27 protein-coding genes are annotated in these 25,786 nt (G+C 65.6%); 9 read left to right on the top strand and 18 right to left on the bottom strand.

Annotated features, from left to right (window positions below; genetic code table 11):
• Window position 1 precedes the first annotated feature (1 nt).
• The 8 genes from CAER_RS0118420 (at window position 2) to CAER_RS0118385 (ending at window position 8,078) form a co-directional block, all read left to right on the top strand.
• Window positions 2-973 carry a type II secretion system F family protein gene (locus tag CAER_RS0118420; RefSeq protein ID WP_027236748.1) on the top strand — a complete coding sequence of 324 codons (972 nt, stop codon included), beginning with the start codon at window positions 2-4 and terminating at the stop codon, window positions 971-973.
• 2 nt (window positions 974-975) lie between these two features.
• Entirely contained in the window at window positions 976-1,566 is a 591-nt protein-coding gene (locus tag CAER_RS0118415) for a tetratricopeptide repeat protein (protein ID WP_027236747.1), read from the top strand.
• Window positions 1,567-1,595: 29 nt separating this feature from the next.
• Window positions 1,596-2,444 (top strand): tetratricopeptide repeat protein, encoded by an 849-nt coding sequence (locus CAER_RS0118410; protein ID WP_027236746.1) that lies wholly within the window; start codon window positions 1,596-1,598, stop codon window positions 2,442-2,444.
• A gap of 3 nt (window positions 2,445-2,447) precedes the next feature.
• Window positions 2,448-2,945 (top strand): prepilin peptidase, encoded by a 498-nt coding sequence (locus CAER_RS0118405; protein WP_027236745.1) that lies wholly within the window; start codon window positions 2,448-2,450, stop codon window positions 2,943-2,945.
• Between the two features lie 154 nt (window positions 2,946-3,099).
• Window positions 3,100-4,407, top strand: coding sequence for an ATPase (locus CAER_RS0118400; protein WP_027236744.1), 1,308 nt, complete (start codon window positions 3,100-3,102; stop codon window positions 4,405-4,407).
• A gap of 76 nt (window positions 4,408-4,483) precedes the next feature.
• Window positions 4,484-6,901: a ligase-associated DNA damage response DEXH box helicase gene (locus CAER_RS0118395; protein ID WP_027236743.1), complete on the top strand. Its 2,418-nt coding sequence runs from the start codon at window positions 4,484-4,486 to the stop codon at window positions 6,899-6,901.
• 37 nt (window positions 6,902-6,938) lie between these two features.
• On the top strand, window positions 6,939-7,589 hold the full coding sequence (gene pdeM, locus CAER_RS0118390) for a ligase-associated DNA damage response endonuclease PdeM (protein ID WP_027236742.1): 651 nt from the start codon (window positions 6,939-6,941) through the stop codon (window positions 7,587-7,589).
• A gap of 81 nt (window positions 7,590-7,670) precedes the next feature.
• Entirely contained in the window at window positions 7,671-8,078 is a 408-nt protein-coding gene (locus tag CAER_RS0118385; protein ID WP_027236741.1) for a PaaI family thioesterase, read from the top strand.
• A gap of 86 nt (window positions 8,079-8,164) precedes the next feature.
• On the opposite strand, the gene folD is transcribed toward CAER_RS0118385, so the two are convergent.
• From folD to ruvC, 17 genes are all read right to left on the bottom strand, one after another.
• On the bottom strand, window positions 8,165-9,067 hold the full coding sequence (gene folD, locus CAER_RS0118380; RefSeq protein ID WP_027236198.1) for a bifunctional methylenetetrahydrofolate dehydrogenase/methenyltetrahydrofolate cyclohydrolase FolD: 903 nt from the start codon (window positions 9,065-9,067) through the stop codon (window positions 8,165-8,167).
• A gap of 106 nt (window positions 9,068-9,173) precedes the next feature.
• On the bottom strand, window positions 9,174-10,850 hold the full coding sequence (locus tag CAER_RS0118375) for a formate--tetrahydrofolate ligase (RefSeq protein ID WP_027236197.1): 1,677 nt from the start codon (window positions 10,848-10,850) through the stop codon (window positions 9,174-9,176).
• Window positions 10,851-11,038: 188 nt separating this feature from the next.
• A complete protein-coding gene (locus tag CAER_RS0118370; protein ID WP_027236740.1) occupies window positions 11,039-11,614 on the bottom strand; it encodes an MOSC domain-containing protein in 576 nt (191 codons plus the stop codon).
• 293 nt (window positions 11,615-11,907) lie between these two features.
• Window positions 11,908-13,821 (bottom strand): ATP-dependent zinc metalloprotease FtsH, encoded by a 1,914-nt coding sequence (ftsH, locus tag CAER_RS0118365; protein ID WP_027236739.1) that lies wholly within the window; start codon window positions 13,819-13,821, stop codon window positions 11,908-11,910.
• A 78-nt stretch (window positions 13,822-13,899) separates the two neighbouring features.
• Window positions 13,900-15,153 carry a tRNA lysidine(34) synthetase TilS gene (gene tilS, locus CAER_RS0118360; protein ID WP_027236738.1) on the bottom strand — a complete coding sequence of 418 codons (1,254 nt, stop codon included), beginning with the start codon at window positions 15,151-15,153 and terminating at the stop codon, window positions 13,900-13,902.
• Window positions 15,150-15,977 (bottom strand): tol-pal system protein YbgF, encoded by an 828-nt coding sequence (gene ybgF, locus CAER_RS0118355; protein ID WP_027236737.1) that lies wholly within the window; start codon window positions 15,975-15,977, stop codon window positions 15,150-15,152. The genes tilS and ybgF overlap by 4 nt, the downstream gene beginning before the upstream one ends.
• A 4-nt stretch (window positions 15,978-15,981) precedes the next feature.
• The gene (pal, locus tag CAER_RS0118350; RefSeq protein WP_027236736.1) at window positions 15,982-16,494 is read right to left on the bottom strand and encodes a peptidoglycan-associated lipoprotein Pal; all 513 of its coding nucleotides are present in this window, start codon (window positions 16,492-16,494) and stop codon (window positions 15,982-15,984) included.
• Between the two features lie 103 nt (window positions 16,495-16,597).
• Window positions 16,598-17,923, bottom strand: a complete 1,326-nt coding sequence (gene tolB / locus CAER_RS0118345; RefSeq protein WP_027236735.1) for a Tol-Pal system beta propeller repeat protein TolB — start codon at window positions 17,921-17,923, stop codon at window positions 16,598-16,600.
• Window positions 17,920-19,047, bottom strand: coding sequence for a hypothetical protein (locus tag CAER_RS0118340; RefSeq protein ID WP_027236734.1), 1,128 nt, complete (start codon window positions 19,045-19,047; stop codon window positions 17,920-17,922). The genes tolB and CAER_RS0118340 overlap by 4 nt, the downstream gene beginning before the upstream one ends.
• A 15-nt stretch (window positions 19,048-19,062) precedes the next feature.
• Entirely contained in the window at window positions 19,063-19,554 is a 492-nt protein-coding gene (gene tolR, locus CAER_RS0118335; RefSeq protein ID WP_027236733.1) for a protein TolR, read from the bottom strand.
• 4 nt (window positions 19,555-19,558) lie between these two features.
• Window positions 19,559-20,254, bottom strand: a complete 696-nt coding sequence (gene tolQ / locus CAER_RS0118330; RefSeq protein ID WP_027236732.1) for a protein TolQ — start codon at window positions 20,252-20,254, stop codon at window positions 19,559-19,561.
• A 106-nt stretch (window positions 20,255-20,360) separates the two neighbouring features.
• The gene (gene ybgC, locus CAER_RS0118325; protein WP_027236731.1) at window positions 20,361-20,744 is read right to left on the bottom strand and encodes a tol-pal system-associated acyl-CoA thioesterase; all 384 of its coding nucleotides are present in this window, start codon (window positions 20,742-20,744) and stop codon (window positions 20,361-20,363) included.
• Between the two features lie 61 nt (window positions 20,745-20,805).
• Entirely contained in the window at window positions 20,806-21,348 is a 543-nt protein-coding gene (gene thpR, locus CAER_RS0118320) for an RNA 2',3'-cyclic phosphodiesterase (RefSeq protein ID WP_084299586.1), read from the bottom strand.
• Complete coding sequence (locus CAER_RS0118315) at window positions 21,348-22,013, bottom strand: hypothetical protein (RefSeq protein WP_027236729.1); 666 nt, start codon at window positions 22,011-22,013, stop codon at window positions 21,348-21,350. Before CAER_RS0118315 ends, thpR begins: the two co-directional genes overlap by 1 nt.
• A 351-nt stretch (window positions 22,014-22,364) precedes the next feature.
• Window positions 22,365-23,396, bottom strand: coding sequence for a Holliday junction branch migration DNA helicase RuvB (ruvB, locus tag CAER_RS0118305; protein WP_027236727.1), 1,032 nt, complete (start codon window positions 23,394-23,396; stop codon window positions 22,365-22,367).
• Window positions 23,397-23,501: 105 nt separating this feature from the next.
• The gene (ruvA, locus tag CAER_RS0118300) at window positions 23,502-24,191 is read right to left on the bottom strand and encodes a Holliday junction branch migration protein RuvA (protein ID WP_027236726.1); all 690 of its coding nucleotides are present in this window, start codon (window positions 24,189-24,191) and stop codon (window positions 23,502-23,504) included.
• Window positions 24,192-24,204: 13 nt separating this feature from the next.
• Window positions 24,205-24,702 carry a crossover junction endodeoxyribonuclease RuvC gene (ruvC, locus tag CAER_RS0118295; protein WP_027236725.1) on the bottom strand — a complete coding sequence of 166 codons (498 nt, stop codon included), beginning with the start codon at window positions 24,700-24,702 and terminating at the stop codon, window positions 24,205-24,207.
• Window positions 24,703-25,029: 327 nt separating this feature from the next.
• Here ruvC and CAER_RS0118290 point away from each other — a divergent pair, with 327 nt between their 5' ends.
• Entirely contained in the window at window positions 25,030-25,248 is a 219-nt protein-coding gene (locus CAER_RS0118290) for a DUF1127 domain-containing protein (RefSeq protein WP_027236724.1), read from the top strand.
• A gap of 183 nt (window positions 25,249-25,431) precedes the next feature.
• Here CAER_RS0118290 and CAER_RS0118285 read toward each other — a convergent pair whose 3' ends face one another.
• Complete coding sequence (locus CAER_RS0118285; protein WP_027236723.1) at window positions 25,432-25,776, bottom strand: hypothetical protein; 345 nt, start codon at window positions 25,774-25,776, stop codon at window positions 25,432-25,434.
• Window positions 25,777-25,786 lie beyond the last annotated feature (10 nt).

Here is a 25,786-nt window from a genome sequence, read left to right as displayed (position 1 = left end):
TGTGGGTTTTCTGACCGGTATAAACGACTACCTGACCTCGCACTTCGGCGAATTCGGCCCGCTCCTTGCGCTTGGCATTGCCGGGCTGTTCATGATCCTGCTGGCGGTTCCGCTGCTGCTGAACCAGCCCGAGGATCCGCTGAAGAAACTGCAGAAGAACATCAAGCCGGAGACCCGAAGCGACCCCAAAAAGGAACGTCTGCGCCAGGCCAACCGCAACGAACAGCTGCAGAAATTCGCGGGCTTTCTGGAGCCGCAGAACGCCGATGAGCTGTCGGCGATGGAGCTCAAGCTGCGCCAGGCGGGCTACCACTCAAAAGACTCGGTGCGCCTGTTCCATTTTGCCCAGTTTGCCCTCGGCCTGCTGGGGCTGATGGGCGGGCTGTTCTTTGTCTATGTGCTGAAGGCCGACATCGACTATGACAGCCAGCAGATGGCGATCCGCATCATCGGACCCGGCGCGGCTGGTTACTTGCTGCCGAAATACTGGATCACCCGCCGCATCGAAGAGCGCAAGCAGAAGATCACCGAAGGGTTCCCCGATGCGCTGGACATGATGCTGGTCTGTGTCGAGGCCGGCCAGTCGCTGGACCAGGCGATTGTCCGCGTCGCCAAGGAGCTGCACGCCTCCTACCCGGATCTGGCCGAGGAATTCGAGGTCGTCGCCTATGAGATGAAGGCGGGCAAGGAAAAGGACAAGGTGCTGCGCGACATGGGCACCCGCTGCGGGGTGCAGGATGTCTCCTCTTTCGTGACGGTAATGATCCAGTCCGCCAGCTTCGGCACCTCGATTGCAGATGCGCTGCGGGTTTATGCCGGTGAAATGCGTGACAAGCGCGTGATGCGCGCCGAAGAGGCCGCAAACAAGTTGCCCGTGAAGATGACCCTTGCCACAATGGGACTGACGGTCCCGCCGCTGCTGATCATTCTGGTTGGCCCGTCGATACAGGGCATCATGAATATGGGCAACTGAACATGACAGCAAAAGGACGGGCCATGCCTGTCCGCCTCGGACGTGCTCTTGCCGCCGCCAGCGCCATCGTGCTGGCGGCGGCCTGCGCGCCGGGCGGTCTGAAACAGGACAAGGGCAGCCCCTGGGCGCCCGGCGCCGACCACCGGAAAACCGCAGAGGATGGTTTGCAGGTCGGCCACCGGCTGATGGCCGCAGGCGAGCACGAGCTGGCGCTGGAGGCCTTCACCCGCGCTGCGCTCGACCAGGGGCTGACGGCCGAGGTGCTGTCCGGCATGGGCTCGGCCAAGCTGGGCCTCCGGCGTCTGGGCCAGGCAGAGGAGCTGCTGCGCCAGGCAGTCGATGCCGACCCGGCCTGGCCCGAGCCGATGAACAACCTAGGCGTCGTGCTGATGGAACGCGGCAAAACCGCCGAAGCCGTGCAGGTGTTCCAGCGCGCCTATGCGCTGGACAATGGCGAAAGTGACGCAATCCGCGATAATTTGCGCCTGGCACTCGCAAAACTGGACAATCCTGCGCATACTGAGCCGCAAAACCAAGATTATAAATTGGTGCGGCAAGGCGGCGGCAGCTACCTGATTCGCCCGACACCATGACAGAGGCAGAGCAGTAAAAGGACGCACCCATGCGCCAGCAGTTTTTCCTATCCGCTTCTCTGGCAGGGGCGCTGGTCCTGTCCGCCTGCGCAGAGAAAGCCGACGAAACCGTGGAACGGGCCTTTCAGGAAGTGAATGTCATTGACGAGAGCAATCTCAACGATGTCATGATGACCGTGGCCGACCCGAATGAGGCGGTGGTCCACTTCCAGCGCACCCTCAAGACCAGCCCGGACCGGATCGAGCTGCAGCGCGGCCTCGCCTATTCGCTGATCCGTGCCAAGCGCACCACCGAGGGCACCACCGCCTGGAAGAAGGTGGTGTCGATGAAGGGCGCCACCAGCGAGGATCACGTGCAACTGGCGGGCGCCCTGGTGCGCAGCGGTGAATGGGACGCGGCCAAGGCCGTTCTGGACAAAGTGCCGCCGACCCATGAGACCTATGAGCGCTACCGGCTTGAGGCCGTGGTGGCGGATGCAGGCAAGGACTGGAAGCGGGCGGACAGCTTCTACGAGATCGCCACCGGGCTGACCACCAAACCCGCCAAGGTGATGAACAACTGGGGCTATTCCAAGCTGACCCGCGGCGATTTCGCCGGGGCTGAGCGTTTGTTCGGCGAAGCGATCCGCCAGAGCCCGAGCCTGTTCACCGCCAAGAACAACCTGGTGCTGGCCCGCGGCGCGCAGCGCAACTACACCCTGCCGGTGATCCCGCTGGACCAGACCGAACGCGCGCTGCTGCTGCATACGCTGGCGCTGTCGGCGGTGAAGCAGGGTGACGTCAAGGTGGGTGAAAACCTGCTGCGCGAGGCCATCGAGACCCACCCGCAGCACTTCGAGGAAGCCTCGCGCTCGCTGGCAGCTCTGGAAAACGGCTGATCCATGCAGTTCCCGGCCCACGCCGCCCTGTGGTTCCTGCCCTTCGTGCTGCCGCTGTGCTTGACGGTGGCGCTGACTGACCTGCGCGGCATGCGCATCCCGAATTGGGCGGTGGACGTGCTGGCGGTGATCTATGTGGCTGTGGGGGCTATTGCGATGCCTTCCTGGGCGGACTACGGCTGGCACCTGCTGCATCTTCCGGCCGGGATCGGCCTGGGCTTCCTGTTCTATTCCGCTGGCGCCGTCGGCGCCGGCGATGCCAAGTTTGCCGGTGCCGCCGCGCCCTTCTTTGCGCTTGGCGATTTGCGTCTCTTGATGATTATCTTTGCCGCCACCCTGCTGGCAGGCTTCACCGCCCACCGGATCGCCAAATACACCCCGCTGCGCCAGCTGGCACCGCATTGGCAAAGCTGGGAAACCGGCAAGAGCTTTCCCATGGGCCTGTGCCTGGGCGGCACCCTTGCACTCTACCTGATCCTCGCCGCCCTGTTCGGCAGCTGAGCGGCACTGCCCCTCAAAACTGTCCCGGTTTTCCTGCCGCCTCCGCGGAAATGCTGCAGCTCTGCCCCGCTGTTGCCACAGTCCTGAATAGTCTGTTTCCAAGCCTGCCTCCGCACCGGGGGCGCAAATACGGACTTCAGGAACAGGCACCGCCATGAACATGCAGAACCTCACCGTGACGGCCCCGCCAGCCCCCAAGGGGCTGGAGCAGATGCAGCTGCCGGTGGTGATGATGCGGGACATCCTGCTCAAGACAATCTTTCGCAAGAACGCGGAAACGGTGACCGAAATTGCCGAAGCAATCTGCCTGCCCGGCGCTGTCACCCAAGAGCTGGTGGACATGGCCCGCGAGCAGAAGCTGCTCGAAGCCACCGGCACGCTGAACGCCAACAGCGGCAACGAGATGGGCTATCAGCTGACCGATGCCGGCAAGGCCCGTGCGCTGGATGCGCTCAGCCAGTCGGAGTACTTTGGCGCCATGCCGGTGCCGCTGGCGGTTTACCGCGAGCAGGTCAAGCGCCAGTCGATCCGCAACATCCAGGTGACCCGCGACCAGCTGACCAATGCGATGGGCCACCTGATCCTGCCCAACAGCCTGCTGGACCACCTGGGCCCGGCGGTCAGCGCCGGCCGCTCGATCCTGATGTACGGCCCGCCGGGCAACGGTAAATCCTCGATCTCCAACGGCATCCGCGACGCTCTGGGGGATCATGTCTACGTGCCCCGCGCCATCGAATATTCCGGCCAGGTGATCACCGTCTTCGACCCGATCGTCCACACAGAAGTCGCGCAAGAGCCCGAAGACCCGAACGCCCTGCGCCGCCGCCGCCGCTTCGACGAGCGCTATGTGATGTGCGAGCGCCCCACCGTGGTCACCGGTGGTGAGCTGTCGCTGGACATGCTGGACCTGGTCTACAACCCCACCGCGCGCACCTATCAGGCACCGCTGCAGCTGAAATCCACCGGCGGCATTTTCATCGTCGACGACCTCGGCCGCCAGGCGGAGCCGCCGCAGGCGCTGGTCAACCGCTGGATCGTGCCGCTGGAGGAAAGCAAGGACATCCTGGCGCTGCAATCAGGCGAGAAATTCGAGGTGCCCTTCGACACCCTGGTGATATTCTCCACCAACTTTCACCCGAACGAGATCTTCGACCAGGCGGCGCTGCGCCGGATCTTCTTCAAGATCAAGATCGACGGGCCGGATCAGGAGAACTTCCTCAAGATCTTTGCCATGATGGCCCGCAAAAAGGGCATGCCCTTGGACGAAGGCACCCTGGTTCACCTTCTCAAGAATAAATACCCCGCCATCAGCAACATCTACGCCAACTACCAGCCGGGGTTCCTGATCGACCAGATGATCGCGATCTGCGAGTTCGAGGGCATCCCCTATCAGATGTCGCCCGACCTGATCGACCGGGCCTGGGCCAACATGTTCGTCAAGGACGAGCAGATCGTGAAATGACCCGGATCCAAAGTTTTTTGAAAACTTTGGGCAAAACTTTTCTAAAAAGTTTTGCGGCAGCACCTACATGGGACGGATGAGCAGTCTGCCACCCGTCATCGAAACCTGGTTTGCCTCCAAAGGCTGGTCAATCCACCCGCACCAGCACGCCATGCTGGAGCGGGCGTCTCAACCCTGCACGCTGCTGATCGCCCCCACCGGCGGCGGCAAGACCATGGCCGGCTTCCTGCCCACCCTGGTGGAGCTGGCGGACGGCAGCCACGAGGGGCTGCACACCCTCTATATCTCCCCGCTCAAGGCGCTGGCGGCCGACATCAAGCGCAACCTGCGCGCGCCAGTCGAGGAGATGGGCCTGCCCGTCCGCATCGACGACCGCACGGGCGACACCCCCTCCAGCCGCAAGAAACGCCAGCGCGCCGACCCGCCGCATATCCTGCTGACCACGCCGGAAAGCCTCGCCCTGCTCACCTCCTACGAGGACGCGGCCCGCACCTTCAAGGGCCTCAAGCGGGTGGTGGTCGACGAAATCCATGCCCTGGCCGAAAGCAAGCGCGGTGACCAGCTGATGCTGGCGCTGGCCCGGCTGCAAACCCTCTGTCCGGATCTGCGCCGGGTGGGTCTGTCGGCCACCGTGGACGACCCGCAGGCGATTGCCAGCTACCTCGCCAGGCATCCGGACCCCTGCGATATCATGCAGGCCGACCCCGGCCCCGCCCCCGACATCCGGATGCTGGAAACCGATGAGCCGCCCCCTTGGGCCGGCGGCGGCGCGGCCTATGCGATCCCGGCAGTGATGGAGCAGATCAAGGCGCACAACACCACACTGATCTTCCACAACACCCGCGCCCAGGCAGAGATATTCTTTCACAATCTCTGGCTCGCCAACGAGGACGCGCTGCCCATCGGCATCCACCACGGATCGCTCGACCGGGTCCAGCGCGAGCGGGTCGAGGCGGCAATGGTCCGCGGCGAGCTGCGCGCCATCGTCTGCACCGGCTCCCTGGACCTCGGCATCGACTGGGGCGACGTGGACCTGGTAATCCAGATCGGCGCCCCCAAGAACGTCAAACGCTTGGTGCAGCGCATCGGCCGCGCCAACCACCGCTATAACGCACCGTCCAAGGCGCTGCTTGTGCCTGCCAACCGGTTCGAAGTGGTCGAATGCCGCGCCGCGCTGGAGGCGGTGCGGGAAAACGACCTGGACGGCGCACCGCGCGGTCCCGGCCCCCGCGACGTCCTGTGCCAGCACATCCTGATCGCAGCCTGCGCGGGCCCCTTCGACGCTGACCAGCTCTATGCGGAAATGACCCAGGCGGGGGCCTATGCTGCCCTGCCCCGCGCCGAATTCGATGCCTGTCTCGATTTTTGCGCCACTGGCGGCTACGCGCTGAAGGCTTACGACCAGTGGCAGCGCCTGCTGCAGCGACCGGATGGCAAGTGGCAGCTGCGCGACCCGCGCGCCGCCGCCCGCATCCGCATGAATCTGGGCACCATCCAGGACACCGATCTGGTCAAGGTCCGCCTGAAACGCAATCGCGGCGGCAAACCGCTGGGCGAGATCGAAGAAGCCTTTGCCGCCACCCTCACCCCCGGCGACACCTTCCTGATCGGCGGCCAGACCGTGCGCTACGAGGGCCTGCGCGAGATGACCGTGGAGGTCAGCCGCAACCCCGGTAAAAAACCCAAGATCGCCGTCTTCTCCGGCACCAAATTCGCCACCTCCACCCAGCTCAGCGCCCGCATTCTGGAGATGTTCAAACAGGACAGCTGGCCCAGCCTGCCGCGCCACACAGCCGATTGGCTGGACCTCCAGCGCCAGGTTTCCGAGCTTCCCCGCGCAGGCGCCCTGCTGATCGAAAGCTTCCCGCATGACGGCCGCGAGCACGCCTGCATCTATGGCTTCGCAGGCCGCAACGCCCAGCAGACGCTGGGGCTTCTCCTGACCAAGCGGATGGAGGAACTGGGCCTCGACCCCCTCGGCTTTGTCGCCACCGACTACGCAACCTTGATCTGGGGACTGGAGGAACTCACCGACCCGGCGCCGCTGTTCGACACCGGCGCCTTGCGCGACGGGCTGGAGGGCTGGCTGGCGGGCAATGCGGTGATGAAACGCGCCTTCCGCGGAGCGGCCACCATCGCAGGCCTCATAGAACGCAACACGCCGGGCCAGCGCAAGAACGGGCGGCAGGCCACCTTCTCCTCCGACATCCTCTATGACACGCTGCGCAAGTACGATCCCAATCACCTGCTGCTGGACATCACCCGCGAAGAAGCCCTGCGCGGGCTGGTGGATTTCGGACGGATCGAAGAAATGCTGGACCGCATCGAGGGCCGCATAATGCTCAGGCGGCTGCAACGGATTTCCCCCCTTGCCGCGCCGCTGCTGCTAGAGGCTGGAAAAGTGCCGGTCAAAGGCGCGGCAGAGGAGAAATTGCTGCTGCGGGAAACCGAAGCTCTGATGCAGCAATCCGGGCTCAGCGCCCTGCCGCAATAGGTCTTGCCAGCGCCGCTGGCACCGTTAAGAACGCACCATGAACGGCTTCGATTTCACCCTCGCAGGCGCCCGCCTGACCGCCCTCGGCAGCGGCGCTCTCTGGTGGGCGGAGCAGCGCACCCTCTGCGTCTCCGACCTGCATCTGGGCAAGTCCGAACGCCACGCGCGGCGCGGCGGCAGCGTTCTGCCGCCCTATGAAACCCGCGACACGCTGGACCGGCTCGAAGCCGCGCTGGAGATCACCGGCGCGCAAACGCTGATCTGCCTTGGTGATAGTTTCGACGATGACGCAGCCTGCCGCGCGCTGCCCCAGGCTGATCTGAACCGCATCGCCCGCCTGATGCAGAATCGCCGCTGGATCTGGATCGAGGGAAACCACGACCCTGCCCCGCCAGCCCTTGGCGGAGAGCACGCCGCCGCCCTGACGCTGGGCCCGCTCACCTTCCGCCACATTGCCGACCCGAAATCCAGCGCGGAAATCTCCGGTCACTACCACCCCAAGGCGCGGCTGCGCAGCACCTCCCGGCCCGCCTTTCTGCTCGACCGGTTTCGTCTGATCCTGCCTGCCTTCGGAACCTACACCGGGGGCCTGCGCAGCAGCGATCCTGCGTTCACTCCGCTGATGGCACCCGACGCCCTCGCGATCCTGACAGGGCCGCGGCCGCTGCCGGTGCCGATGCCGCGCTGACCAGGCAAATGGCGCAGCGTCACCTGCGCAAGGCGCCGGCGCTCCACTATGCTGCTGGCAGACCAGCAGAAGGACACCGCAATGGAAGACCGCATCCGCAGCAGCTTCGCCAAGCAAAGCATGATGCAAACACTGGGCGCCGAAGTCGAAAGCGTCGCAGCAGGTGAAGTGGTGATCACCGCCCCGATCCTGCCGGGCAGCCGCCAGCAGCACGATGTGGCCCATGCCGCCCTCAGCTTCGCCATCGGCGACACGGCGGCAGGCTACGCCGCGCTCACCGTGATGCCCGAGGACTGCGAAGTGATGACCGCAGAGATGAAGATCAACCTGCTGGCTCCCGGCGCCGGAGAACACCTGCGCGCCACCGGCAAGGTCATCAAGCCGGGCCGCCGCCTTGTCATCGTCACGGCAGAGGTCCACGCAATAACAGGCAAGGAGGAAAAGCTGGTTGCCCTCCTGCAGGGCACCATGGTTCCGGTCACTTCCTGACCCCCGACTTTTCATCTTTCCAAACAAATACTCCCGCCGGAGGCGTCCGGCGGGAGCTGGTCAGGTCAACGCTCAGCGTTCTGCGCTTACGCGGTCAGGCCTTCCGGCTCGGCCAGGTTGTTGGCGCGGCAGGCGGCGGTCACCGTGTTGGCCAGCAGGCAGGCGATGGTCATCGGGCCGACACCGCCCGGCACCGGGGTGATGGCGCCCGCGCGCTCAGCCGCAGAGGCATAGTCCACATCGCCCACCAGGCGGGTCTTACCCTCGCCCTTCTCCGGCGCGTCAATGCGGTTGATGCCAACGTCGATCACGGTGGCGCCTTCCTTGATCCAGTCGCCCGGCACCATCTCCGGACGGCCCACGGCCGCCACCACGATGTCGGCGCGGCGCACCACATCCGGCAGATCCTTGGTGCGGCTGTGCGCAATCGTCACGGTGCAGCTGTCGCCCAGCAGCAATTGCGCCATCGGCTTGCCGACAATGTTGGAGCGGCCGATCACCACCGCGTCCAGGCCCGACAGCGAGCCGTGGTGCTCGCGCAGCATCATCAGGCAGCCCAAGGGCGTGCAGGGCACCATCGACTTCTGGCCGGTGCCCAGCAGGCCGACGTTGGAGATGTGGAAGCCGTCCACATCCTTCTCCGGCGCGATCGAGTTGATCACCAGATCCTCGTCCAGATGCCCCGGCAGCGGCAGCTGCACCAGGATGCCATGCACCTTCGGGTCGCTGTTCAGCTGATCGATCAGCGCCAGCAGATCGGCCTCGGAGGTGCCCGCGTCCAGCTTGTGCTCGAACGAGTTCATGCCCACCTCAACGGTGCTCTTGCCCTTGGAGCGGACATAGACCTGAGAGGCCGGGTCCTCGCCCACCAGCACCACCGCCAGCCCGGGGGTGATGCCATGCTCCTCTTTCAGCCGCGCCACATGCTCCGCCACCTGGCCGCGCACCTTGGCCGCAAAGGCCTTGCCGTCAATCACTGTTGCTGCCATTGCTCTCTTCCTTTCCGCCGGGGGCGCCGCCCCGGATCCGGTCCCGTCATCTCAAAGCTTCAGCGGCCCGGGTGTCCCCGGGCCGCTGCATTCCGTTTGCGGTGCCTTAGAACAGGCCTTCGATCTGGCCGTCATCGTTCAGGCAGATGGTTTCCGCCGCCGGTTTGCGCGGCAGCCCCGGCATTGTCATGATCTCGCCGCAGACCGCAACGATGAAGCCGGCACCGGCCGACAGGCGCACTTCGCGCACCGGCACCGAGTGGCCCACCGGCGCCCCGCGCAAGCTCGGGTCGGTCGAGAAGGAGTACTGGGTCTTGGCCATGCAGACCGGCAGGTTGCCGTAGCCCGCTTCTTCCCATTCCTTCAGCTGGTTGCGGATCTTGTTGTCCGCCAGCACCTCGTCGGCGCGGTAGATGCGCTTGGCGATGGTCTCGATCTTCTCGAACAGCGGCATCTCGTCGGGGTAGATCGGCGAGAAGTTGGCAGAGCCTGCATCGACGATCTCAACCACTTTCTCCGCCAGCGGCGCAGAGCCCTCGGAGCCCAGCTCCCAGTGGCGCGACAGCACCGCCTCGACGCCGTGGGTGGCGCAGTAGGCTTTGACGGCGTCAACTTCGGCATCGGTGTCGGTCACGAAGTGGTTGATCGCAACCACCACCGGCACGCCGAAGGATTTGACGTTCTCGATGTGGCGGCCGAGGTTGGCGCAGCCCTTGTTGACCGCATCGACGTTCTCGGCGCCCAGATCCGCCTTGGCAACGCCGCCGTTCATCTTCATCGCGCGCACGGTGGCCACCAGCACCACCGCCGACGGCGCGATGCCTGCCTTGCGGCACTTGATGTTCATGAACTTCTCGGCGCCCAGGTCCGCGCCGAAGCCCGCCTCGGTCACCACATAGTCAGCCACTTTCAGCGCGGTCTTGGTGGCGATCACCGAGTTGCAGCCGTGCGCGATGTTGGCGAACGGGCCGCCGTGCACAAACGCCGGGTTGTTTTCCAGGGTCTGCACCAGGTTCGGCTGCATCGCGTCTTTCAGCAGAACGGTCATCGCGCCTTCGGCCTTGATGTCGCGGCAGTAGACCGGGGTCTTGTCGCGGCGGTAGGCCACGATGATGTCGCCCAGGCGCTTCTCCAGGTCCTTCAGATCGTTGGCCAGGCACAGGATCGCCATGACTTCCGACGCCACGGTGATGTCAAAGCCCGCTTCGCGCGGGAAGCCGTTGGAGACGCCGCCGAGGGAGGCGGTGATCTGGCGCAGGGCGCGGTCGTTCATGTCGACCACCCGGCGCCATGCGACGCGGCGCACGTCGATCTCGCACTCGTTGCCCCAGTAGATGTGGTTGTCGATCATCGCGCTGAGCAGCGAATGCGCCGAGGTGATGGCGTGGAAGTCGCCGGTGAAGTGGAGGTTCATCTCCTCCATCGGCACCACTTGCGCGTAACCGCCGCCTGCAGCGCCGCCCTTCATGCCGAAGTTCGGGCCGAGCGAGGCTTCGCGGATGCAGATCATCGCGTTCTTGCCGATCCGGTTCAGGCCGTCGCCCAGGCCCACGGTGGTGGTGGTCTTGCCTTCGCCCGCCGGCGTCGGGTTGATCGCGGTCACCAGGATCAGCTTGCCGTCTTCCTTGTCCTGCACCGAGTTGATGAAGGACTGGGACACTTTCGCCTTGTCGTGGCCGTAGGGCAGAAGATCGTCATTGGAAATCCCGATCTTCGCACCAATCTCCTGGATCGGCTTCTTCTGCGCTTCCCGCGCGATCTCAATGTCACTCTTGTAGCTCATGGCAAGGTTCCTGCTGAGTTTGCATACGATCGCCGGCACAAGGATGCCGGTTTCGCGGTAGACTTAGCCAATATGCGGCAAAACACGCGCGTGATTTCCGACATTATCCTGCCTTGAAGCGGCGTGGGCTCCTTCCCCGCGCCGCTCCGGGTTCCTTAAAGGAAACGCGTTACCCAAAATAGGGGATCTCACGGGGCCCAAGCGCGCTGATCCGGCACAAAGAGGGTGAGACTGTCGCCCAGGGACAAGGTTCCGGGCCGCTCCACCCAGGCGGTGATTCCCCGGCGGTTCCGGGCGGCCGGCTTGAACCGGGCGCCAAAGCCCGCATGGTCCTTTTCGATCTCCCGGCCTGGCAGCACGCAGGGGCGGTTTTCCATATCCACGGTCAGGGTCACCCCGTCCGGCCCCTGCAGGCGCGAGGACGGCGGTACAAAGGTGAAATCCGGGATACCGCGCAGCACCACGGTGGCGCCCAGATGCGCGGGATCGGCCCGCGCCATCCCCATGTCCGCGGCGATCAGCACCAGTTCCTCTTCCGACAGGATGGTGAGCTGGCGCACATTGCGGATTTCGGTGCCTTCCGGGTGGAGGTTGCGTACCCGCACGCAGGAGGCCCGGTTTTCGCCCTCGTGGCGCTCCCCCGCAATTCCGCCGAACCCCAGCGGCAGCGCGTCTGACGGGACCGCTTGCAACCCTGCCCCTGCCGGGACACTGCCAAGCCACGTGATTTCGCCGCTGAAACCGCTGTTGCGCAATACCGGCATTCCGGTTCTCCTCAAACGAACTTTCCCTATGGAGCGGACCTTACAGGCTTTTTCCGCGGCTGCCACCGGGCAACGGAATGCCGGGGGGTCCTACGGCCCCAGACCGGAGACAGCACTCCGGCACCGGTGCAGGCGCCATGCGCCTGCGGATCGGATCGCCTTGGCGATCCGATCCGGGCGGGGGCCGCGGCGGGCAGCTCTGCTGCCCGCCGCGGCCCCCGCCACCCCCAAAAGCAAACGTCCCGGAAACCGCTGCAGGGTTCCGGGACGTGTCTCAATTCCTGGCTTGGCGCTTACGCTGTCGGCTCAGGCTCCATGCCGCCTTCCGGCGGTGTTTTCTTGGGCTTGGCTTTGGGGATCGCGGTCACGGATGCATTGCCCTCATCCTCGCCGCCATCCTCATCATCGCCAGCCTGCGGCGGCTCGCCGTTCATGACCCGCTTGATCTCGTCGCCGGTCAGCGTCTCGTATTCCAGCAGGCCCTGGGCCAAGCGTTCCCACTCCTCCTTGTGCTCGGTGAGGATCTGGAAGGCACGGTCATAGCCTTCCTGGATGAAGCTCTTCACCTCTTCCTCGATCATCTCCTTGGTGTGGGCCGAGACCGAGAAGCCGGCGGTATTGCCCGAGTAGCCTTCATGCGCCTCGGCATAGTCGATATTGCCGACCTTTTCGGACATGCCCCAGCGCATCACCATGGCGCGGGCCAGCTGGCTGGCTTGCTGAATGTCGCCGGCCGGGCCGTTGGACACATGGTTTTCGCCGTATTTGATGATTTCGGCCGCCTTTCCCGCCATGGTCATCGCCAGCTTCTGCTCGCACTCATCCTTGTGCCAGTTCAGACGGTCCATCTCGGGCAAGCTCACCACCATGCCAAGCGCGCCGCCGCGCGGAATGATGGTCGCCTTGTAGACCGGATCGCACTCCGGCAGCACCAAGCCGACAACGGCGTGTCCGGCCTCGTGGTAGGCGGTCTTTTCCTTCTGGTCCTGGGTCAGCACCATCGAGCGCCGTTCGGCCCCCATCATCACCTTGTCCTTGGCCGATTCGAAATCTTCCATGGTGACAAAGCGGCGGCCGACGCGGGCGGCCATCAGCGCGGCCTCGTTGACCAGGTTGGCCAGATCCGCTCCCGAGAAACCGGGAGTGCCGCGGGCGATGATGCGCAGATCCACGTCCGGGCCCAGGGGGGTCTTGCGGGCGTGCACGCCCAGGATTTTCTCGCGGCCCTTGATGTCCGGATTGCCGACGGTGACCTGGCGGTCAAAGCGGCCGGGGCGCAGCAGCGCCGGGTCCAGCACGTCCTTGCGGTTGGTGGCGGCCAGGATGATGACACCCTCATTGGCCTCAAATCCGTCCATTTCCACCAGCAGCTGGTTCAGGGTCTGCTCCCGCTCGTCATTGCCGCCGCCGTAGCCGGCGCCGCGATGACGGCCCACCGCGTCGATCTCGTCGATGAACACAATGCAGGGCGCGTTTTTCTTGGCCTGCTCGAACATGTCGCGGACGCGGCTTGCGCCGACACCCACGAACATCTCGACAAAGTCGGAACCGGAGATGGTGAAGAACGGCACCCCGGCCTCGCCCGCGATGGCGCGCGCCAGCAGCGTCTTACCGGTGCCCGGAGGGCCAACCAGCAGCGCACCCTTTGGAATTTTGCCGCCCAGGCGCGAGAATTTCTGCGGATTGCGCAGGAATTCGACGATCTCTTCCAGCTCTTCCTTGGCCTCGTCGATGCCCGCGACATCGTCAAAGGTGACGCGGCCGTGCTTCTCCGTCAACATCTTGGCCTTGGATTTTCCGAATCCCATGGCGCCGCCTTTGCCGCCGCCCTGCATCCGGTTCATGAAATAGATCCAGACACCGATCAGCAGCAGGAACGGAAGCAGCGTGATCAGGAACGACTGGAAGCCCGATTGCTGCTGCTTCTCGGCGCGCACCGGGATGTCATTGGCGATCAGCAGCGAGGTGACCTCGGCATCGCCCGGTTTGATGGTGACGTAGTTCTGCCCGTCGGTGGTAGTATAACGCACCTGTTCCCCGTCCAAGGTGACGGTGCTGACCTTGCCGGTTTCAACCGAACTGACGAAGTCAGAAAAAGTGCGTTCACGGCTCTGCATCGTGCTGCCGGAACCGCTGAACAAATTGAACAGCGCCAGAATCAGCAGAAACAGAACAACCCAAAAGGCGATATTGCGAGCGTTGCCCAAGGAAAGTTCTCCCTATCAGATAGGCGCACCTCACAGGCCGCCTGCGTTGTGCTTAAAATAAGGATCATTCAGGCAGGTTCAATGAGATAAAAGGGATGCAAAGAACTCTTCTTCGCTTCCGGCCGTTTCAGCCGACCAGCCATTGGCCATTCCAGCCACAGGAGCAGCGGTCAGCCGGGCGCCGCGCCACACCGCCGGAGTGGCCTCCAGCACCGGGCCCGGCACGCCGGTGGCGCGCCAGTCAGGGCATTGCGCCAGCCCCTGCCGCCCAAGCGCCCGCACTTCGCATCCCTTTGCATCGCCGCCGAAAATCTTCCACCTGCCGTCCCAGAGCTGCCCCGGCAAAGCGGTTTCCCCGTTCACGGCATTGTATTCCCGGCAGATCCAGACCTGCTTGGCGGTGCTGACCAGACGACAGCCTGCAAGGGTCACCGAACTGCCGCTGCGCGCAGCCAGAACAGCTTTCTCCATCGGCACCCGGCGCGGCGGATAGGCGGCGCCGGAAATCCATTGGAACGCGCGCACCAGCAGCCGGTGGCTGATTTCGCCGGGCAAGGTGCGGAACTTGCGCCGGCACAAAACAACGGCGCCGGCCTGGACATGCGCCAGGTCGCGGGCGGCCAGAAAGACATACCAGTCAAGCGCCTCACGCGCTTTGGACATGTTCCGGGCAACGCCGGCCAGCACTTCGGGCGTCAGCCCCAGCGGCGCCAGATGCTCCAGCGCCTTGCGCATCCGCACCCGCTCAAACCTTGTATCCTCGTTGCTTGGATCCTCGGCCCAGTCCACGCCGCGGTCCTCCAGATAGCGGCGCAGTTCGCTCCGGCTCACATCCAGAAGCGGCCGCAGCAGGGTCACCCCCTTGTGGGTGCGCCGCTCCGCCATGCCCGACAGCCCCGTCACGCCAGAGGCACGGGCCATGCGCATCAGCACCGTTTCAGCCTGATCGTCCGCCGTGTGGCCAAGCGCCAGAACCGGGATATCGTGCTGCCGCGCCCAGCCGCACAGCAGCTCATACCGCGCCGCCCGCGCCTGGGCCTGCAGGTTGCCGTCCTGCGGCCTGTCCGTCCACTGCAGCACCTCATGGGGGATGCCAAGCCGGGCCGCTGCGGCGCCGGCCGCTGCCGCCTCATCCGCCGAGCCGGGGCGCAGCCCGTGGTCGACGGTTGCCGCGTAAAGCTCAACCTCTCCGCCGCCGAAACACTCGTGCAGCAGATGCAAAAGGGCCATCGAATCACCGCCGCCGGACAGGGCAATACCCAGCCTGGCGGGCAGAGCAGAACGGAACCGGCTGCGCACCAGAGCAGGGATATCCCGCCCGGCCGGTGTCAAGAACAGCCCAGCTTGGCCATTTCGGCCCTGGCCTCTTCTTCCGCGCCGGTGCCCGGGAACCGCACGCCGACTTCGGACAGCGTCACGCAGGCCTGATCGGTCTGGCCAAGGCGGCCCAATGCAGCGCCAAGCTCAAACAGCGCCTTGGGCGCCACCGGGCCGGAGGAATTGCCGGTAAAGGCCGCCAGATAGGCCCGGGCCGCCTCGCGGGTGTCGCCCAGCCCGTCCAGCGCCTTGCCGCGGCTGAATTCGGCAGCCGCCGCCAGCGGGCTGCCCGGATAGGCCTGATTGAACGCCGCAAGCTTTTCGGCCGCTTCCTGGTACTGGCCTTCGGCCAGCAGCTTCTCGGCGGCATCGAAATCCGCCTGCTCGCCGATCGCCAGTTCACCGCCCGCTGCGCCGCTGTCCACCGCTTGCGGGGCGGCGGCCACCGCGGCCGGCAGCTCGCCGCCGCCAAGGGTCGTGGTCTCGCCCAGGGCGCCGACGTCGCCGCCTTCCAGCTCGACCAGGCGGAACTCCAGATCACCGATCCGGTTGGTGCCATCGGCCACGATCCGGTCGATCCGGTGGCCCATCTCCTCGGTCTTCTGGGTCAGCCGCTGCAGTTCGCTTTCAATCGCGGCAACCCGGTCCAGGACCGTGTTGCCGGAGACATCCGCAGACGGGGATCCAGTGGTCGACAGCTCGCGCTTCAGCCGCTGCACCTCCACATGCAAGACGGTCAGCTCCTGGCGGATGTCCGCCAGGGTCTGCTGGTCCTGCGCCGCCAGCGGCAGCGGCAGCAGCATCACAGTGGCCAGAAGCGCGGTGCGCAGAGGTTTCATGCCGTTACCCCGTCAGACCGCCCGCCAGCACGGTGACCGCGCGGCGGTTCTTGGAATAGCAGGTCTCGTCCGAGCAGATTTCCAGCGGGCGCTCCTTGCCATAGCTCACCACCTTGATGCGGCTGCCGGAAATGCCTTGCGAGATCAGGTATTCGCGGGCGGCATTGGCGCGCTTGGCGCCCAGGCCGAGGTTGTATTCCCGGGTGCCCTGCTCATCCGCGTGACCCTCGATGGTGACCGCGTAATCAGCGTTCTGCGCCAGCCAGCGCGCCTGTCCCTGAAGGGTGGCCTGCGCCGCAGGCGACAGCGTGTGCTGATCGACCGCAAACAGAACCCGGTCGCCCACGGTCTGCTGGAAATAGGCCGGGCTGGCCGGATCCAGTGCCCCCGCGCCAGCGCCCGCGCCTGCGCCGCCTGCCCCGGCGGCACCGTTCAGATCGTCGTTCCAGGGGTTGTTGCTGCAGGCTGCAAGCCCCAGCACGGCAACCGCCGCCATTGCCAATTTCAAGCCGCTCATGATGTCTGCCTATTCCTTTGCGTTTCTTGCCCTGACGTTATCATAAGCCCGGGCCTGGTTCTATGCGGGTATCCCCGCCTTAACGGCTCCAATGCCGCTGCGGTTACTTCTGCAGCGGCGACCACGACGGGTCCGAGGCCCCGTCCGGCGTCTTGACCGGCTTGAGGTTGCGGCCGGTGATATCCACCGAATACAGCAGCGCCCGCCCGGCGCTGCCCTGGCTTTCACGGGTGAACATGATCACCCGGCCATTGGGCGCCCAGGTCGGCCCTTCGTCCAGGAAAGAGGCGGTCAGCAACCGCTCCTCGCTGCCGTCGGTGCGCATCACGCCGATGTGGAAGCGGCCCTTGTTCTGCTTGGTGAAGGCCACCATGTCGCCGCGCGGCGACCATACCGGGGTGCCGTAACGGCCCTGCCCGAAGCTGATCCGCCGCGCCTCGCCGCCGCCCGCGGGCATCACATACAGCTGCTGGCTGCCGGAGCGGTCGCTTTCAAACACGATCTGGCTGCCATCAGGCGAGAACGACGGCGCCGTCTCGATCGACGGGGCAGAGGTCAGCCGGGTCTTGGCGCCGGTTTCGATATCCATCGAATAGAGGTCGGTATTGCCGCCCTGCGTCTGCGAATAGACCACGGTGCGCCCGTCCGGCGCAAACCGCGGCGCAAAGCTCATGGTGCCGTCGCCGCTGGACAGCACCTTGCGCTGCACCTGGCCCACATCCAGCACGTGGATCTGCGGGAAGCCGCTTTCGTAGCTGGTATACAGCACCCGGTCACCAGTGGGCGAGAACCGCGGCGCCAGCACGATGGAGGCGCTGTTGGTCAGGTACTGCACATTGGCGCCATCGTAATCCATCACCGCCAGCCGCTTGCGGCGGTCGTTCTTGGGCCCGCTCTCGGAGACATAGACCACCCGGCTGTCGAAATAACCGCTCTCTCCCGTAATCTCGCTGTAGATGGCATCCGCCACCTTATGCGCCATCCGCCGCCAGCCGTCGGTGGTGCCGGTGAACTGCAGCGCGGTTTCCAGTTCCTTTTCCGCAAACACGTCATAGCCGCGGAACCGGACCGTCAGCCGGTTGCCGGTGACGCTGACCGCGCCGGTGATCAGTGCCTGGGCGTTCACCGCCTTCCAATCGGCAAATTTCACCGGGGCGTCGAACGCCGCCACCTTGGAGATATGGGCGCTGGCAGGCACTTCCCGGAACAGCCCGGTGCCGCTGAGGTCAGAGGCGATAACGCGCGCGATTTCGGTGGCATATTCCGCAGCCGCCGGGGTTTCCGGCACGAAATCCGGCACCGCATAAGGCAAAGGTTCGATCACGCCCTGGTCGATTTCGATGCGGAGCGGGCCGGTCTGCGCCGCGGCTGCGCCTGCCCCGGCCAGTGCCGAGGCGCCGATCAGGAGTGCTGCCAGAAAATTCCTCATTTGATCCGCATCCTTTCAGGATTGAATGTCATCTCAATATCACGCCATTGCGCGTATTTTTCAGCCGGAAGCTGAAATCCCCTGGCGCCGCAGCGGATAATCGCCCGCCGGGCCGCGTCAAAGGCCTGCTGCGCCGCCGACGATGCGCCGCCGGTGCTGGACAGCATCCGGATAGAGCCCGTGTCGGGCCGGCCGTCCTGCGCCAGCGACACCGCAACAACCACGGTGGTTTTCAGCGCATCGGTGGACAGCGAGCCCACATTCCAGCACTGCGACACCGCCACCCGCAAGGCGTCCTTTTCGCCCAGCGTCAGCGGCGGGCCAGAAGGTTCCGGCGCCTCCACATCGGCGCCGCCCGCCAGCGCCTCTGCCAAGGCGTCCGCCACGGCAGAGGACGTGCTGGACTGCTCCGGCTCTGCCGGCTGCGCGGCTTCGGTGACCTGCCTGTCCGGTTCCGGCTGCGGCCGCGACGGCCGGGTCACGGGGCGCTTGGAAATGGCGGGCGCAGCAGAGGCCGCGACGTCCTCGCCCTCGTTCTCCTCGGTGACGATCCGGTCGCTGGCAGCCTCGCGCGCGGTGGCCTCCTGCACCTCCTGATCGGTCTCGGCGCCCTGTTCCGGCGCCACCTCAGGCTGCACGATATCGTCGATCCGCGTGTCCGGCTCCGGCGGCGCAACCGGCTCCGGCGCCACCCGGTCCACCGGGCGCGGCGCAGCCTCCGGCCTGACCTGCGGCACCAGCGCGGCAATTTCCGGCTCTTCCGCCGCTGCCGGAGGCGCATCCGGCACCTCAGGCTCGGGCTGCGCATCGGGCAGTTCCACCACCTGCGGGTCGGGCTCCGCCGGTGCCACCGGTTCGGGCCGGGAAATTTCGGGTTCCGGGTCGGGCTGCGGTGCGGGCTCCGGCGCGGGCTGCACCTCGGCAGGCTCGTTCAGCGGCGCAGGCTCCGGAGCGACCTGCGGCGCCTTGCGCTGCTGGCTCAGTTTCTCGAACTGCTCAGCCGAAATCAGCGCCACCTGCTGCACATTGGACGGCAAGGGTTCGGACGGGAACCAGGCGCCAAAGACAACCCATCCCATCAGCAAACCGTGTCCGGCAAGAGAGATCTTGGTTCCGGTCTGCACCGTCCGCGTCCCCGCTTACTGATCCGTGCCCTGCGCCTGCCGCCCGTCCAAGGCCGGGCCGCCGGTGTCGGTGACCAGCCCCACGTTGGAAAAGCCGCCGGCATTCAGCGCGCCCATCACCTGCATCACATCGGCATAGGCGATCTTGCCGTCCGCGCGCAGGAACACCCGGTCCGAGGACCGCTCTGCCGCAATTGCCCGCAGCTTGGGCACCAGCTCATCGCGCGCCACCGGGGTGGTCTGAATCTCGACCCCGCCCTCCGCGGTCATGGTGACGGTCAGCGGTTCTTCCTCGTCGCCCGGCAGGGCTCCGGCTGCGGTCTTGGGCAATTGCACCGGCACGCCGACGGTCATCAGGGGCGCTGCCACCATGAAGATGATCAGCAGCACCAGCATGACGTCGACGAACGGCGTGACGTTGATTTCCGACATCGGCTGGCCGCGGCGGCGGCGGCGGCCCCGGCGGCGGTCGCCGCCTCCCTGCGGCTGCTGGACTGCGGCACCCATGGCCTCAGGAATCCAGCTGGCGGCTGAGGATGGTGGCGAACTCATCGGCAAAGGCCTCATAGCCGCCGATGATGCGGTCGCTGTCCGCGCTCAGCTTGTTGTAGAAAACCACCGCCGGGATCGCGGCCAGCAGGCCCAGGCCGGTCGCCATCAGCGCCTCGGCAATGCCCGGCGCCACAACGGCCAGGTTGGTGTTCTGCTGCTCGGCAATCTCGATAAACGCGGTCATGATGCCCCAGACGGTCCCGAACAGACCCACGAAGGGCGCGGTGGACCCGACGGTGGCCAGCACCGACAGGCCGCTTTGCAGCCCCTCGGTCTCCTTGGCGATGGCCACATCCATTGACCGGTCGATGCGCGCCTGCGCGCCGGGGATCAGGCCGCCGTCGCTGCGGTGGCTGCGCCGCCATTCGGTCATGCCGGCGGAAAAGATCCGCGCCGCCTGGCCGGGAGGCTCAGCACCGATCTGGTCGAACAGCGAATCCAGCGGATTGCCCGACCAGAAGGCCCGGTCAAAGGCATCCGCCTCCTGCCGCGCCTTGCGGTAGTTGATCATCTTCTGAATGATGATGCCCCAGGACCAGATCGAGGCCCCCACCAGCATCAGCATCACCAGTTTCACGGTCACGGTGGCCCGCGCGAATAGGCCCCACATGGAGAAATCAATCTCCTGCGCCAGCGCCAGAGTTTCTGCTTCCATTCGCCTGCTCTATAGATGTTCCGGCCGTTTATCCGGCCTTATTTGACGGGACGCTAGCGCAGATCAACGCCAAAGACCATCAAAACAGGCGGTGACGCGCCAAATGTTACCGCAATGCGCGAATCTCTGCCGGCAGCCGGGCCGGTGTGCCGCCCGTGGTGATGCAGGCGATGGTGACCTTCGCCCGGAACAACGGCTTGCCGTCCCGTGTGACCTCTTGACTCAGCACCATCCGGGCGGGCGTCACGTTCTGCATGGAGGTGGTGACCAGCAGCTCCTCGTCGAACTTGGCAGGCGCCAGGTAGTCCGCCTCGATCCGGCGCACCACATAGATCAGCCCGCTCTCACGCATGGCATTCTGATCCACCCCGATGCCGCGCACCCAGTCGCTGCGGGCGCGTTCGATGAACCGCAGATAATTGGCGTGATAGACAATCCCGCCCATGTCGGTGTCTTCGTAATAGACCCGGACGGGGAACTCGTGGTGCATTGACTGCCCTCCTGAATAGCCGTGCGCACCCTATGGGCGGCGCCAGGCCGCTGCAAGCCGCTCAACCCTTCAGGGGATATTCCGCCAGCACGTCATACCGCGCACCGTCCGGTGCCAGCGTCGACTGGTACAGCGCAAAACTCTCCGCCTCGCAGTCCAGCCGGAACCCCGCCGCTTCCGCCAGAAAGCGCGCAATCTTCTCCACCTGCCCGGCCTCCAGATGCCGGGGAAAGCGGGCCAGGGTCACATGCGGGCGGAAGCGCTCGCGGGAGAGGTCCATTCCCGCATCGCGGCAGGCACTGCGGACACGGCTGCGCAGCTGGGTCAGTTCCGGCGTTTTCTGCACCTCCGCCGCCAGCACCCGCGGCAGCTTGCCGCCAAAGGTGTCCAGCCCGCGGAAGGACAGCGTCAATGGCGGCGTGCTGATCTCCGCCAGCAACTGATGCAGCGCCTGCAGCGCTGCCTCCGGCTGGTCATCCAGGAAGGCGAGCGTCAGGTGCATGTTTTCTGCCGGGACATGGCGGCCCACCGTCAGCCCCTCCTGCACGCGCTCCAGCGCGTCCAGGGCTGCGTCGGGCAGCGGCAGGCCCAGGAAAGCGCGCATCAGGGTTGCGGCGGTTCCGCCGGGGCCTGCAGGCGCGCAAACAGGCGCAGGGCGTGGGATTTGTCCTCCGCCGCCACCGGCATCATCCGGTCGTAAGCTGCGGCAATCACGCCCGCGATCTCCGGGCGCAGGATGGTGGCGCCGGTCTCCGGCAGCACCGCAAGCGGCGAGGCCTCAGTAAAGGCCGCATCACCCCACATCAGCGCCACCTGCACCGCCTGCGTAAGCGCCAGCGTCTCGGCTGGCATTTGCGCCATCGCGCCCTGCATCCGCAGGAACACAAACGCCGCCTTGATGCCGCCCTGATCGTCAAACCGGAACGCGCGGTACTGGCTGGCATCGCCCTCTTTCAGCCGTGCAACCAGCGGTGCCAGCCCCGGGATCAGCCGGTCCAGGTCCGGCACCGCGAGCAGCTCATCCCAGTCGCGGAAGAAGAAGAACATCAGGTTCGAGCCCAGCTCCGGGTCGGTCTCGGCCATCTGGTGGCCCGCCAGCGTCATCACCGCCTCCAGGGCGCCTTTGACGGTTTTCAGCGTCTCATCCTGCACCCCGAACACAATCGGCGCCACAGGCCGCCCCCAGCGGGCAAAGGCGTAAGAGCCGTCGTGGCGGGTGAACAGGGCTTCGATCTGCTCCGGCGTCAGGTCTGGCAGCTGGGCGGTCATGGGCGTCTCCTTGGTCCTGCCCTGTCTATGCCGTCTGCGCCGCGCGGCGGCAAGGGGGCGGCTCCCGCGCCTGCCCGGCCTCCTGGCTGCGCCAGGCCGCCGGCAGCAGCCTTGGGCCCGGCGCCGCTGACGCGGCGCAGGCCCGGATTGAGCGCAGCTGCGCCGCGCGTGAGCGCGGCGCCACGCCCAACAGGCGCAGGCCCATCTGTGATGGGCTGGCGGTGGGCGGGAGCGCCTGCCTGGAATAGAAATCGGTGCCTCGCAAATAGGTCAGTCATCCTGCCCAAATGTTTCGCGCGCGAAACATTTGGGCAGCATCACTGACACAACTTATGGTGGTGCGCGCTGCTTTTACCCGAACAGGTCGTTCTGGCTGCGCGGCGGCGCCATTCCCAAATGGGTCCAGGCCTTTTGCGCCAGCATCCGGCCGCGCGGGGTGCGCTGGATCAGCCCCTGCTGCAAAAGATATGGCTCGATTACTTCTTCCAGCGCGTCGCGGCTCTCGCTGAGGGCGGCCGAAATCGTTTCGATCCCCACCGGCCCGCCGCCGTAATTCTCCGCGATCAGCTTCAAATACCGCCGGTCGGCCCCGTCGAGCCCCAGCTGGTCCACCCCCAGCCGGGTCAGCGCGCCATCGGCCAACTCGCGGGTGATGGTTCCATCGCCCTCGACAACCGCGAAGTCCACCACGCGGCGCAGGAGCCGCCCGGCGATCCTGGGGGTGCCCCTGGCGCGCCGCGCGATCTCGCGGGCGCCGGCGTCATCGGCCGGCGCGCCCAGCTTGCGGGCGTTGCGGCTGACAATCTCAAACAGCTCATCAATTGTGTAGAACTGCAGCCGGGTCGGAATACCGAACCGGTCGCGCAGCGGCGTGGTCAGCAGGCCCATGCGGGTGGTGGCGCCGACAAGGGTGAAGGGCTGCAACTCGATACGCACGGTACGCGCGGCGGGGCCTTCGCCAATCACCAGGTCCAGCTCGAAATCCTCCATCGCCGGGTAGAGCACTTCCTCCACCGCCGGGTTCAGACGGTGGATTTCGTCAATGAACAGCACGTCGCGGGATTCGAGGTTGGTCAGGATCGCCGCCAGGTCGCCGGCCTTGGCCAGCACCGGGCCGGAGGTCATTCGGAAGTTCACCCCCAGCTCGCGGGCGACGATCTGGGCCAGAGTGGTCTTGCCGAGGCCCGGCGGGCCATGAAACAGTGTGTGGTCCATCGCCTCGCCGCGGCGGCGGGCGCTTTCGATGAAGACACGCAGGTTGGCGCGGGCTTCGGCCTGGCCGATGAATTCGCCGAGGCCCTGGGGACGCAGGGCGCGGTCGTTTTCCGCAGCGCTGTCTTCCGGCAGCGGTTCGGGGCGCAGGGCGGGGTCGGCGTCAATCATCTGCGGTACTCCGCGTGCTTCAACTTTTCTGCAGATCGGCCCGGCCGACAGGCCGGGCCGGGCGCCGCCCTATCCAAAATCTCGCATATGCTTGCAGGCATTTTCTTATCCCTTCGGCGCCAGCAGGCGCAGCGCGGCGCGGATCAACTCTGCTTCATCCGCGTCCGGATAGGTCGCCGCAGCCTCGGCAACCGCAGCAGCCGCATCCGAGGGACCATAGCCCAGGTTGCCCAAGGCCGACAGCGCCCCGGCAGAGGCAGCCGCTGCCCCTGAGGGTTTCTTCGGAGGCGCCTTTCGGGCCGGTTTGGCGGCAGGTCCGGGATCGGCATCGTCAACCACCTCCAGCCCCGGGCCGTCCATCGCATCCACAACCGTGCCGCCCATCGCCATCACGCCTGGCGCCTTGTCCTTGAGGTCCAGCACAATACGCTGTGCCGTCTTGGGGCCGACGCCCTTGGCCGCCTTCACCGATGCCCAGTCCCCAAGGGCAATCGCGCGGCTCACCCCGTCCGGCCCCAGAGCGCCGAGAATGGCCAGCGAGACCTTGGCGCCGACGCCCTGCACAGAGGTCAGCAGGCGGTGCCATTCCTTTTCAACCAGCGAGGTGAAGCCGTAAAGCTGCATCAGATCCTCGCGCACCACCATGTCGGTATAAAGCGCGATAGCCTCCCCCGTGCCCGGCAGCGCCGCCATGGTGCGGTCGGAGCAATAGACGATATAGCCGACGCCGCGCACGTCGATCAGCACGTGATCCTGCGCCCGGTAGTCGAGCCGCCCTGTCAGCTTGCCAATCATGCCTGCCTGCCCGTCATGCGCGTTTCTCCTTCAGCTGGCGCTGCTGCGTGCCCCTGTAATAGGCGTGGCAGATGGCAATCGCCAGCGCATCCGCCGCATCGGCGTTTTTGGGCAGGCAGCCCGGCAGCTGCAGCTTGACCATATGCATGACCTGTTCCTTCTCGGCATGGCCTACGCCCACCACTGTTTTCTTGACCCGGTTGGGGGCGTATTCGCCTACCGGCAGCCCCGCCTTGGCCAGCGTCAGCAGCGCCACGCCGCGCGCCTGGCCCAGTTTCAGAGTGCCCGCGCCGTCCTTGTTCACGAAGGTCTGTTCGATCGCCGCCTGGTCGGGGGCAAAAGCCTCTATGATCTCGGTGACCTGGTTGTGCAGCGACAGCAGCCGCTCGCCCAGGTCATCGCCGTCGGAGGTGCAGACGCCATTGGCAACATGGCTCAGCCTGGTGCCGCGCGATTCGATCACGCCCCATCCGAGGTTCCGCAACCCCGGATCAATTCCCAAAATCCGCATGATGTGCCCGGCCCCTGCCTGCTTGTCCGAAAATTATTTTTCCAACGGCTAGCACAAAACGCGAACATGTCCAATTGCTTTCCCTCATCCGAATGCTGCAAAGCGGCGCCGCCGAGGTCTGAAACCGACCCTCTGCAGAGGCGGGAACGACATTTTCCGACGATTTCGCCGACCGGAAGGAAAGCCCTTGTTTATAAGGCTTTAAGCTATGCGCAAACTGCATACGACACATGCAAATTCGGGCCTTGCCGCACTGAATGTTCCCCACTAGATGCCCGCCATCGCAACAACGCGAAGACAGCCAACACCAGATCAGAGGACAAGGATATGGCCGCTTTTGACACCACCCGTACCACCTATGGTTCCACCGGCCTGTTTGGCCGCATCGGCGATCTGGTAGCCAGCGCTGCCGGCGCATTCGCCGCCTGGAACGACGCCCGCGCGACCCGCAATGCGCTGTCCGGCCTGTCCGACCGCGAACTGGCCGACATCGGCATGTGCCGCGGCGACATCGAAAGCGTCGCCAGCGGAAAATCCGTCTTCTGAGACCCCTTTTTCAGCCCTGCCTCCTCCCTCGGGGCGAATAGGGAAACGCCGCGGACCTGAAAAGGCCGCGGCGTTTTTTGTTGCCTGCCCCGCAAGATCCCGCTTGATCAGGCAAGAACGGAAAAAGGCCGCCAGCCCCCCCCTGCCGGCGGCCTCTCTGCGGCCAAACCGCTGACTGCACCGTCAGCGCAGCACGGGGCCGATCTTTTGTGCAAAAAAGACGGATACCGGGTCGGCCTGCATGATGAAGGCACCTGCACGTTCCAGGCCGCTGCCGTCCGCAAGCCGCCGCACCCTCTCGTCATAGCTGCCAAAGCCCAGGGCTGCCATCAGGAAGCCCTTGAACAGCAGGAACGCCGCGGTGAAGAAAATCAGCGTGCGTGCGGAAATCCGGGATTGCACCCGGCGCGGGTTCACCACCAGCAGGCCATCCGCCCGCAGCCTTGCCGAATAGCCCCCAGACAAGGCTTCATGCTTGCGGTTGATCTGCTTCAAACGCGCCTGGAACTGATCACGATGTTCGCCCATTACGAGCCTC

Source organism: Leisingera caerulea DSM 24564 (assembly GCF_000473325.1).
In the GTDB taxonomy this organism is placed as follows: Bacteria; Pseudomonadota; Alphaproteobacteria; order Rhodobacterales; family Rhodobacteraceae; genus Leisingera; species Leisingera caerulea.
The sequence above is the reverse complement of the archived record's forward strand: the minus strand, read 5'-3'. Positions and strand labels throughout refer to the sequence as shown.